This window comes from Streptomyces minutiscleroticus, assembly GCF_014650875.1.
In the GTDB taxonomy this organism is placed as follows: Bacteria; Actinomycetota; Actinomycetes; order Streptomycetales; family Streptomycetaceae; genus Streptomyces; species Streptomyces minutiscleroticus.
The window spans coordinates 1-7,875 of record NZ_BMVU01000123.1; the positions used below are offsets into that span (position 1 = coordinate 1).

Genomic DNA, 7,875 nt, shown 5'->3' on the forward strand with positions numbered 1-7,875 from the left:
GCGAATCTTCCGCAAGGCTCGGTGCAGCCCGAATCGAATGACGTCAATCGCAGCAGCCGTCCTCACCCTGGAGCGGCAGCGCTGAAACAGCTCACTGGGCGATCACAAGGTGCCACAGGTCGTTTACAAAAAGCGTCGGCCTGCCCCGAGACTGTGATCGCATACGGGCCGGAATCAGCCCTGCCGGTTCACCTGCCCAAACGGCATGCAAACGGTGAAAAGCAATAAAGGCAACAGGTTCTGGTGCCAGGAGGAACATGGGGCATGCATATAGATGGCGTGAATCATTCGACCACCCTTCGTCAACGGCCCTCTCCGGCGCGCGAGGGCATTGCCGACACGTGGCGCGCCACCAGCAGACCTCTACGCCCGAACCCCGAAGCCCCACCTCACCTGTCCCGCCCTCCTCCACACCAGGCACGGGCAGTCGTTCCCCTCGTCCGTGTGGTTTGGCGATCCGCTGGTTGTCCACAGCCTGCAGCCGTCGTTGGGGCGGAGTGGGACCCTCGCGGGAGGCCGTAGCTGCCACACCGGCGGTGTGCGGCGAAGCCGAGCAGGAGGAACGACAGCGATGACGCAGCCGGCCATCACCGATCTCGACACCGCCCTGGACGACGACCGGGCCCATGTCGCGCTCTTTGCTGCCTGGGACGCCTTCGACGTCGTGGGTCGGCTGGCGGACGCCCTCGCCCTCGACGAGGGCAGCGACGAGATGCAGGCCGTACTCGCCGGCATCAAGTGCACGGAGGGGCGCCGCCTGCTGCCGCCCCCCGAGAACGGCCTGCCCCTGAAGACCCCGACCCCGTTCCCCGGCCGGGCCGGGCTCGAGCCGTACGGGACGCTGCTGCGCCACGTCGACGCGGCGCTCCGCCGGCTGGCCTGCGTACCCGAGTGCGCGAACGACGCGGAGCAGCTCGGCGTCGCGGCCGGCCACGCGGCAGCCGCCGCGGATCTCCTCCTGAGCGTCCGGCAGGACGGTGACGGGGTCTCATGACCGTCACGCTCGGGGAGCTCTACGACGTCGTCCACCACCACCTCGAACGCGTCACGCCCGCGGGTCTCCCCGGCGACGCCCCCTTCGCGCACGCCCTCGCGCTCAGACAGCTCGACACGCTGATCGGGCACGTACACCTCCTGCTCAGCCGGCCGGGGAACCGTGTCGACGACGCCGCCGACACCTCCCGCCACCTCCGCGACGCCGTTGGGCGCTCGGCGGCGCCGCCCGCTGGCTGCCGGTTCCCCCGGACGGCGCGGCGAAGGACGGTCCCCTCGGCTCCGCGGTGGAGGCCAGCGGGGCGGCGGTCATCGACCTGATCCGCGGTCACCGTGACGGCACCGGCGCTCCGGTCACCCCGTACGCGCTCGCCTTCACCACACGCTCCGCCCGGGCGTACCACCTGCGCCACGCCTCCGGGATCTTGCACTCGGCGAGCCGGATCGTGCACGCAGTGAGCCAGTCGCTCGACAACTGGAACGTCTCAATCCGGCTCCAGACCGCTCACGTCTGCCTGCAGTACGCCTCCGTTCAGGCCCGGCATGCCGGCGCCGGCGCGGACCCGGCGCTGGCGGCTTTCCCGCAGGCCCTGCCGCTCATCCCGGTCCCCGCCCTGCCCACCGATCCGCTCGCCCAGGTCGCCGACCGGATTCGGGACGACTGCGAGCAGCTCTCCCGTGCCGCCTACGAGACCCTCCACGGCCGTTCCGCTCAGCCTCTCAGCGGCTCCGACCTGCAGCTGGTCGTCCGGTGGCGGTCCTTGGGCGCCATGCTCGCCGGGAGGCTCCTGGTGCAGGCTGCCGCCGAGGCGCCGGACGAGGCGGGTTCCTCGCTCAGAGGTTGTGCGGACAGTCTGCGAAGCGCCGCCCGCGCGTGGAGGGGCGTCCAGGAACGCTGGGACCGCGTCGTCGACGTGGACGACCCTCGGATCCGCCCCCGCCTTCCTCAGCCGAGTTACGAGATGGCGCGACGGGGCCAGGTCTCCCGCATGCCGCGGGGAACGGCCCCGCACCCGGCCGTGGAGATCGCCCGCGCGTCGGCCCTTCGCGCGGGACGGCTGCTGTTCGGCGGTGACTGGGACCCCGACTCCGCCAGCGGCCCGCCCCGGACCAGGCCGGCGCCGGACATCGTGGCCGACGCGGGAGGCGTCGCCGAACTGGCCCAGACCGTGTACCGCCTCACCGCCGCCGACTGGCGGATCGCGGTGGCCGCGCCCCGGGCCGTGACGGCCATCGAACACCGCCTGCTCACCGACGTCCCCGAACACCGCCCGGTCGGCCACCCGTACCGCTTCTACCAGCTCCACGACCATCAGCTCGAGCGCATCCACACCTCCTTCCAGCAGGTCTGCGCCGCTCAGCAGGCCGCAGCCCAGAGCCTGCTGGCCACCGCTCCCGGCATCGGCATGGACACCCGCCGCGCCGTCCTCGACGCGACGGCTCACCGGCACATCACCGACTGGACCTGGGCCCCGGTTACCGCCCCGGCCCCCGCCATGCTGGGCGCCATTGCGCGGGGAGCCGCCGTGCCGCCGCCGGCCACGCCCGGGAGGGGCGCCGGCGTATGAGCCGAGGTCCGCACCCCTCCCTCCCGGCGGGCAACGGTTCTCCCGCCTCCCGGCCCGGCTCTGCCGCACCGCTGCGTGACGAACGGCAGCCGTGGCCGTACCCGCCGGTCGAACCGGCCGGCGAGTCCGCGCGCTCGCAGCGGCGGAACGCGGCCACCGCCGAGGAATCGCTCGAAGCCGTCGACGCGCCACTGCGCGAGCTGGAGGAGCAGCGGCAGCAGGTCGTACCCGTCCCGACGTCCGTACCCGTCCCGCGCATGGACGGCGAGCTGCAGGCGGCGCCAGCTCAGACCCACCATGACGCCCTCACGCCTTCCCGGCGTGATCCGGAGCCGGTCAACGCGGCCCTGCGGCAGGCCGACCTCCACGCCGCCTGACCCGGCCACCAGGCCACCACGTGCGCACGTGATCGACCTCCTCAACACATGCGAAGCTTTTTCTTATCTAAAATTCCTTTTTCCAGGGTTGTAGCTCATAGTTGCCAAGCTTTAGCTTGGCAACTATGAGCGATGTTGCAGATGATCTGGATCAGCATGATCTGGTCCTGGCCGAGTCGTTGCGCTGGGCGGTGTCGCGGCTCGCGTCCCGGCTCCGGGCCGAGCAGCCGGGGCGGGGCCGGCCGCTGTCGCGGCTGGCCGCATCGGTCCTGGCGAACCTCCGCCACAGCGGAGCGCTGACCCCGTCCGACCTGGCGGCCATCGAGGGGATGCAGGCACAGTCCCTGACCCGGGTGCTCAACGAGCTGGAGGAGCAGGGCCGCATCCACCGTTCCCGCAGCGAGGTGGACGCCCGACGCCAGAACATCGTGATCACCGAGGCAGGGCGGGAAGCCCTGCGCGAACACGTCCGCGACGGCAACGCCTGGCTGGCCGCGGCGCTCACACAGACGCTGTCCCCCGCCGAGCGCGGCGTGCTGCAGATCGCTGCCGGTCTGCTCGAGCAGGTGGCGGCCGCCGAGGTGCCCCGCGGCCACCGCGGGCCGGAAACAGCGCCCGGACAGGCACAGGGGGCGGCTCCCGCACTATGACCACGTCCTCCGCCGGCAAGACATCCCGTAATCCGCGCAGCCCCCGAACCCTCGCTGTCCGGCGCGTCCGATTACTGCTCATCCTGGCGGGTCTGAGCGCGGCCAGCCCGCTGGCCACCGACATGTACGTGCCCGCGCTGCCGGACCTGGCGCGGTCGTTGGGCACCGACGCCGCCGGCGCACAGATGTCACTGACCGGATTCCTGGTGGGCATCATCATCGGCCAGCTGCTGCTGGGCCCGCTCAGCGACGCCACCGGCCGCCGCCCGGTCCTCATCACCGGATCGCTGCTGTTCGCCGCCTTCTCCACCGCGTGCGCGATGGCGCCGACCGTGGAAGTACTCAACGCAGCGCGGGTCGGGCAGGGCATCACCGGAGCGGCCGGAATCGTCGTCTCCCGCGCCGTCGTCGCCGACCTCTTCGACGACCGCGAACTGCCCTCCGTCTTCTCCCGGCTCGGCGCGATCACCGCCACCGCCCCGGTCCTGGCCCCCCTGATCGGCGGCGCCCTGCTGCTGTCGGTCTCCTGGCGCTACCTCTTCGCCGCCCTCGCCGTCACCGGCCTGCTCCTGGCCCTGGGCGTGCTGCATTGGCTCCCCGAATCTCACCCGCCCCAAGCGCGTCTGACCGGCGGGCTGTCCTCCAGCCTGCGCGCCATCGGCCGCGTCGCCGGCCGGCGCGCCGTCGTCATGCCCGCCCTGGCCCTCGCCTTCGGCGGAGCCGCCGTCTTCGCCTACATCGCGGGAACGACCTTCGTCTTCCAGGACATCTACCGCCTCTCCCCATCCCTTGCCAGCCTCGTCTACGGCGTCAATGCCATCGGCAACATGACCGGCAGCCTGGCCTACGGCCGACTGGCCAGGCACAGGTCCCCCGAAACCCTGCTCATCGCCAGCGGCACCATCGCCACGACAGGAACAGCCGCCCTCCTCCTCATCCAGACGACCACCGGCAGCACCATGCTGCTGACCTGGCTGTGCCTGCTGACCGTCATCACCGCATTCGGCGTCTTCTTCCCCGCCGTGATCACCATCGCGCAAAGCCGCGGCCGCGCTGCGCCCGGAGCCACCTCCGCCCTGCTGGGCGGCGGCCAGTTCCTCCTCGGCGCGGCAGCCTCACCCCTCGTCGGACAGTTCGGCACCCAGAGCCCCGCACCGATGGCAGCCGTCATGACCAGCTGCCTCGCCGCCGCCACTCTCGCCGCGATCCTCACCAGAACAGCGACTTACGAACTGCCCCAGCAGACCGAGCACGGATAGCAAACACCCACTGAGAGGTCGTTTTCACCTCCACTGCCCGCATATCAGACGATTGTTGAGGTGCTGGATGGTGGTTCCAGTGAGGCCGTGGACACCATCGATGCCTGCGGGGCTTGTGCGGTTACGCATGGGTGGGAAAGCGACGTGATCCTGTCTCATCCCAGGATGCCCGGTCTCCGTGATGGTGTGCTTCCACTGCCGCTGCAGTGCGCCTGGGCGCGTTCGGCTCGGGGCGGTACGCCGGAAGCATGGCGAAGCGACGTCCGTATCCGAGTGATCTGTCCGATGCCCGCTGGGAGTTGATCGAGCCGGTCCTTGCAGCCTGGCGGTTCGAGCGCCGTGGCAGAGCCCTGGACTTCGGCCGGCCGCCCGAGCACGACCTGCGCGACATCATGGACGCGATCTTGTACGTGGACCGGACCGGAGTCCAGTGGCGCTACCTCCCGCACGACTTCCCGCACTGGAACACGGTCTACGGCTACTTCGCGAAATGGGCCGACGAGGGTGTCTTCGCCCAGCTCAACGGCCTGCTCCGGCAGCTGCTGCGGGAGAAGGAAGGGCGGGACGGCGAGCCTTCCGCGTGTGTGATCGACGCCCAGAGCGTGAAGACCTCCACCAGCGTCCCGGCGTCCGAACAGGGCGTCGACGCGGGCAAGAAGATCGTCGGCAGGAAGCGGAGCATCGTCACCGACACCCTCGGACTCCTGCTCGCCGTGCTGGTCACCGCGGCCAGCGTGCAGGACTCCATCGCCGGCACCGCGCTGCTCGACCAGGTTGCCGCCGACCACCCAGGCATCCGCAAGGTGTGGGTCGACGGCGGCTACCGCCAGCACCTCGTCGAGCATGCAGCGACCCTCGGCATCGACATGGAGATCACCGCTCGCAAGCCCGGGACCAGGGGTTTCACCCCGATTCCGAAGCGGTGGGCGGTCGAGCGGACGTACGGCTGGCTCATGCTCCACCGCCGCCTGGCCCGTGACTACGAAACCCTTCCCGGCCGCTCCGAAGCCGTGATCCACATCGCCATGACCGACCTCATGGCCCGCCGCCTCACCGGCGAGAACACCATCTCCTGGCGCGATCCGAAGAAGACCATCAACCATGACATTCCAGGATGAAACAACGGGATAAAACGACCTCTGAACGGCTTCCGAACCCGTGCCGGCACGAAACCCTGGTAGGGGCGCAGCCCTGTCGAGACGAGGGCTTCGGGGGGAGGTGTCACGGCTGAGGCGTGCGGTGTTCCTCCCACGCGCGGGCCGCGCGCTGCATCGGTTGCGCCCAGTCGTCCGTGCTCGCGGCCGCGATCTCGTCCCACAGACGGCGCTGGACGCGGGCGAGTGGTATCGGTTTCGGCGCGGCGGCCGAGGGCTGGGCCGGTCCTGGTGCCGAGGCCTGGTGGGGCTACAAGAAGGACGACGAGGGCGTGTGGCATCTGGGGGGCAAGGCTGGCGTCTCGCCCATCCTGGGCGGCTCACGGGGCTTCGAGGTCACCGTCGACCCGGACAAGGTGAGCGAGAGCGTGGGCGATGCCGCCGACGCTGTGGGCGATGCGGCCGGCGCGGTCGGTGACGGCATCGGCTCTCTCAAGAACACCGTCACCGACTGGTTCTGATCTACTTCCCCCGGAAGGAGGGCTGGAAATGCCCACGACACTGCCCCTGCCTTTGAAGTTCCGGCTGCCACGGGGCTGGCTCCCGGCCCGTCCGGACGGCTTCGCCACTGCGGATGTGGCCTTCGCCGCGGTGCATCCGCACCCGGACGCCGGGTTCGCCGCCACCCTCACCATCGACGGCGAAGCACTCCCCAGCGAAGCGACACTGGCCGATGTGGCGGAGGAGTCGACGCAGCGCCTGCACGAGATCGCCGAGTCGGTGGCGGTGACCCACCGCCACGAGGTCGGCTCCGTCGAGGCGCCCGCCCTGACCCAGCGGCTGGCCTTTCCACCGTCGTCGACGGCACGCGCCGCGACCTCGTCCAGTCCCAGGTGCATCTCTGCCTGACGGACATGGAGGATCCGCGCAAGCGGGCAGTGATCCGACTGATGCTGACCGCCACCGCGGCCCAGCACGACACCGTTCTGCACGACTTCCAGGCCTTCGTCCGCACGGTCGGCCCGGACACCGAAGAAAGGGTATGACGATGGGCCTGTGGAACAAGCTGACCGGCACCAAGCACCCCGACGCCGGCACCGCACTGCTCGCACTCAACGCACCCGGCGTGCCCTACCGCGTACGCAACGCCCTGCCGGCCGAGAAGGCCGACCTGGTGGCCGAGTGCCACATCCAGAGAGTGGGCGTGCGCCTGAAGACCAGAATGCGTCTGGTCCCGGACAAGCAGGAGGTGCGCTTCCTCCACGAGCGGTGGGAGAACCGCTCGGCCGGCAACGCCGGCACCCAGTACGGACGCGGCCACGCGCCCGCGGTGTTCCGGCAGTGGGAGACCCGGCAGGGCCCCGACGGCAAACGCCACAAGATCGAGGCCTTCCGCTTCGACACGCGGGAGATGACCGACCCCCTGCAGAACGCGGTACTCGACGCCGGATGGACCTGGCGAGGGGCCCTCAAACTCTGAACCCCGAGCATTACGCCCGACCGGAGGGCCGCGCTGTCGCCGGGATCTTCGGCGGCAGCGCACTCTCCGTAACAGCCTTGCCCAGGAACCACGTTCCGCCGATGACGGGAATCCCTGGGCCCCTGATTCCGCCCTGTCCGGGCCGGGGACCGACAGGAGGGTCAGGTCGTCGGCATACGCAGGGAGCGCAGCCGCTCGGCGACGGCGAACGAGTCCAGCCGCAGGGCGGCGATGTCGGCGATCAGCTCCCGCCAGGCCTCGAACTTGGTGTTCACCTGCTCTCCGTGCATCCCGAGGTACGCCACGGCCACGCCGAAGCCGTACAGCTCGTTGCGGGCGGGCAGCGGACGCAGGACGACGCACTCCTCCAGCATCACGGCCGCGCGCCAGAAGGCGTCGGGGTGGTGTTGGTCGTGGCGGGGCGGGTCGACCTTGTGCCGGGCGGCCAGGCCGA

12 protein-coding genes and 1 pseudogene are annotated in these 7,875 nt (G+C 70.5%); 12 read left to right on the forward strand and 1 reads right to left on the reverse strand.

The window, feature by feature from the left end; all coding sequences use genetic code 11:
• From IE271_RS39660 to IE271_RS39710, 12 genes and pseudogenes are all read left to right on the forward strand, one after another.
• A pseudogene (locus IE271_RS39660) lies at positions 1-85 on the forward strand (IS5/IS1182 family transposase); the annotation flags it as partial.
• Positions 86-571: 486 nt separating this feature from the next.
• Complete coding sequence (locus IE271_RS39665; protein ID WP_190195299.1) at positions 572-994, forward strand: hypothetical protein; 423 nt, start codon at positions 572-574, stop codon at positions 992-994.
• Positions 991-1,314, forward strand: coding sequence for a hypothetical protein (locus tag IE271_RS39670; protein ID WP_190195300.1), 324 nt, complete (start codon positions 991-993; stop codon positions 1,312-1,314). Before IE271_RS39665 ends, IE271_RS39670 begins: the two co-directional genes overlap by 4 nt.
• A complete protein-coding gene (locus IE271_RS39675) occupies positions 1,281-2,561 on the forward strand; it encodes a hypothetical protein (protein WP_190195301.1) in 1,281 nt (426 codons plus the stop codon). The genes IE271_RS39670 and IE271_RS39675 overlap by 34 nt, the downstream gene beginning before the upstream one ends.
• A complete protein-coding gene (locus IE271_RS39680; RefSeq protein ID WP_190195302.1) occupies positions 2,558-2,938 on the forward strand; it encodes a hypothetical protein in 381 nt (126 codons plus the stop codon). Before IE271_RS39675 ends, IE271_RS39680 begins: the two co-directional genes overlap by 4 nt.
• A 125-nt stretch (positions 2,939-3,063) precedes the next feature.
• The gene (locus IE271_RS39685; RefSeq protein ID WP_190195303.1) at positions 3,064-3,588 is read left to right on the forward strand and encodes a MarR family winged helix-turn-helix transcriptional regulator; all 525 of its coding nucleotides are present in this window, start codon (positions 3,064-3,066) and stop codon (positions 3,586-3,588) included.
• Positions 3,585-4,847 carry a multidrug effflux MFS transporter gene (locus tag IE271_RS39690; RefSeq protein ID WP_190195304.1) on the forward strand — a complete coding sequence of 421 codons (1,263 nt, stop codon included), beginning with the start codon at positions 3,585-3,587 and terminating at the stop codon, positions 4,845-4,847. Before IE271_RS39685 ends, IE271_RS39690 begins: the two co-directional genes overlap by 4 nt.
• 248 nt (positions 4,848-5,095) lie before the next feature.
• Complete coding sequence (locus tag IE271_RS39695) at positions 5,096-5,965, forward strand: IS5 family transposase (protein ID WP_190195305.1); 870 nt, start codon at positions 5,096-5,098, stop codon at positions 5,963-5,965.
• A 116-nt stretch (positions 5,966-6,081) separates the two neighbouring features.
• Positions 6,082-6,462 carry a hypothetical protein gene (locus tag IE271_RS39700; RefSeq protein ID WP_190195306.1) on the forward strand — a complete coding sequence of 127 codons (381 nt, stop codon included), beginning with the start codon at positions 6,082-6,084 and terminating at the stop codon, positions 6,460-6,462.
• A 28-nt stretch (positions 6,463-6,490) separates the two neighbouring features.
• On the forward strand, positions 6,491-6,850 hold the full coding sequence (locus IE271_RS39705; protein WP_308435260.1) for a hypothetical protein: 360 nt from the start codon (positions 6,491-6,493) through the stop codon (positions 6,848-6,850).
• 5 nt (positions 6,851-6,855) lie between these two features.
• Entirely contained in the window at positions 6,856-6,987 is a 132-nt protein-coding gene (locus IE271_RS43790) for a hypothetical protein (protein WP_308435261.1), read from the forward strand.
• Positions 6,984-7,421 (forward strand): hypothetical protein, encoded by a 438-nt coding sequence (locus IE271_RS39710; RefSeq protein WP_229919951.1) that lies wholly within the window; start codon positions 6,984-6,986, stop codon positions 7,419-7,421. The genes IE271_RS43790 and IE271_RS39710 overlap by 4 nt, the downstream gene beginning before the upstream one ends.
• Positions 7,422-7,582: 161 nt before the next feature.
• On the opposite strand, the gene IE271_RS39715 is transcribed toward IE271_RS39710, so the two are convergent.
• Positions 7,583-7,875: toxin Doc (locus IE271_RS39715; protein WP_190195307.1), on the reverse strand; the 293-nt coding region annotated here is incomplete at its 5' end.

Bases quoted from the DNA above. Each gene is read 5' to 3' on its own strand.
- IE271_RS43790 (WP_308435261.1), top strand. From the start codon at position 6,856: ATGGAGGATCCGCGCAAGCGGGCAGTGATCCGACTGATGCTGACCGCC.
- IE271_RS39690 (WP_190195304.1), top strand. From the start codon at position 3,585: ATGACCACGTCCTCCGCCGGCAAGACATCCCGTAATCCGCGCAGCCCC.
- IE271_RS39705 (WP_308435260.1), top strand. From the start codon at position 6,491: ATGCCCACGACACTGCCCCTGCCTTTGAAGTTCCGGCTGCCACGGGGC.
- IE271_RS39670 (WP_190195300.1), top strand. From the start codon at position 991: ATGACCGTCACGCTCGGGGAGCTCTACGACGTCGTCCACCACCACCTC.
- IE271_RS39710 (WP_229919951.1), top strand. From the start codon at position 6,984: ATGACGATGGGCCTGTGGAACAAGCTGACCGGCACCAAGCACCCCGAC.
- IE271_RS39685 (WP_190195303.1), top strand. From the start codon at position 3,064: ATGAGCGATGTTGCAGATGATCTGGATCAGCATGATCTGGTCCTGGCC.
- IE271_RS39665 (WP_190195299.1), top strand. From the start codon at position 572: ATGACGCAGCCGGCCATCACCGATCTCGACACCGCCCTGGACGACGAC.
- IE271_RS39695 (WP_190195305.1), top strand. From the start codon at position 5,096: ATGGCGAAGCGACGTCCGTATCCGAGTGATCTGTCCGATGCCCGCTGG.
- IE271_RS39680 (WP_190195302.1), top strand. From the start codon at position 2,558: ATGAGCCGAGGTCCGCACCCCTCCCTCCCGGCGGGCAACGGTTCTCCC.